Consider the following 1,699-nt stretch of genomic DNA (forward strand, 5'->3'; position numbering starts at 1 on the left):
GCCGCCGCGCAGGCCGACCCGCCGCGGGCGCTGCTGCGCGCGGCGGGCGCCGACCCGGACGGCCTGACCAAGGCGATCGACGAGGCCCTCGCCGGCACGCCCGGGTCGCCGCCGACGACCTTCACGCCGTCCGCCAAGCGCGCTCTGCTGGACGCGCAGCGGATCTCCAACGCGCTCGGCTCGTCCTACATCGGGCCCGAGCACATCGTCCTCGCCCTCGCCGCCAACCCCGACGCCGCGGCCGCGCGGCTGCTGGCGTCGCAGGGCGTCTCGGCGGACGACCTGCGCACCGCGCTGGCCGGGGAGCAGCGGCAGCGGCAGCGGTCCGGCCCGTCCGGCGGGACGGCCCGCGGCGAGGAGGCCGGCGGGACGGAGACGCCCACCCTGGACGAGTACGGCCGCGACCTCACCGAGGAGGCCCGGCGGGGGAGGCTGGACGCGGTCGTCGGACGCGAGGACGAGATCGAGCAGGCCGTCGAGGTGCTGTCCCGGCGCACCAAGAACAACCCGTGCCTGATCGGCGAGCCCGGGGTCGGCAAGACCGCGATCGTGGAGGGCATCGCCCAGCGGATCGTCAACGGCACCGTCCCCGACCCGCTCAAGGACAAGCGGGTCGTCGCGCTCGACCTCACCGGCATGGTCGCCGGCTCCAAGTACCGCGGCGAGTTCGAGGAGCGGATCAAGAAGGTCATCGACGAGATCCGCGCCGACTCCGACGAGCTGATCATCTTCATCGACGAGGTGCACACCCTGGTCGGCGCGGGGTCGGCCGAGGGCGGCATGGACGCGGCCAACATCCTCAAGCCCGCGCTGGCCCGCGGCGAGCTGCACGTCGTCGCCGCGACCACGATCGACGAGTACCGCAGGAACATCGAGAAGGACGCCGCGCTGGAGCGCCGGTTCCAGCCCGTCCTGATCGCCGAGCCGACCGTCGCGCAGACCGTGGAGATCCTCGCCGGGCTGCGCGACGCCTACGAGGCCCACCACCAGGTGCGGATCACCGACGACGCGCTGGACGCCGCCGCGACCATGTCCGACCGGTACGTCACCGACCGGTTCCTGCCGGACAAGGCGATCGACCTCATGGACCAGGCGTCCGCGCGGGTCCGGCTGCGCTCGGCGGTGCCCGCCGACGACGTCCGCGAGCTGGAGCAGCGGCTGGAGCGGCTGCGGCGCGACAAGGACCAGGCGGTGTCGGCCGAGGACTACGACCGGGCCAAGGAGCTCAGCGGCGAGATCGACCGGCTGCGGCCCGAGCTGGAGTCGGCGCGGCACGGCCGCGACCGGTCGCCGGAGGTCACCGCCACCGACATCGCCGAGGTGGTGTCGCGGCGCACCGGCATCCCGGTCGCGCAGCTCACCGAGGAGGAGCGGGACCGGCTGCTGCGCCTGGAGGAGCACCTGCACGAGCGGGTCATCGGCCAGGACCGGGCGGTGGACGCGGTCGCCGAGGCGGTCCGCCGCTCGCGCGCGGGCCTCGCCGACCCGGACCGGCCGATCGGCAGCTTCCTGTTCCTCGGCCCGACCGGCGTCGGCAAGACCGAGCTGGCGCGCGCCCTGGCGGACGTGCTGTTCGGCGGCGTCGACCACATGGTCCGCGTCGACATGTCGGAGTACCAGGAGAAGCACACCGTCGCCCGGCTGGTCGGCGCGCCGCCGGGCTACGTCGGCTACGAGGAGGCGGGCCAGCTCACCGAGG

1 protein-coding gene is annotated in these 1,699 nt (G+C 74.6%); it reads left to right on the plus strand.

Annotation, left to right across the window (positions count from 1 at the left end; all coding sequences use genetic code 11):
- Window positions 1–1,699 (plus strand): ATP-dependent Clp protease ATP-binding subunit (locus tag AB0J52_RS39245; RefSeq protein ID WP_500188165.1); only part of this gene is annotated, 1,699 nt, incomplete at both ends.

Origin of the sequence: Spirillospora sp. NPDC049652 (assembly GCF_040675125.1) — a bacterium.
GTDB lineage: Bacteria > Actinomycetota > Actinomycetes > Streptosporangiales > Streptosporangiaceae > Spirillospora.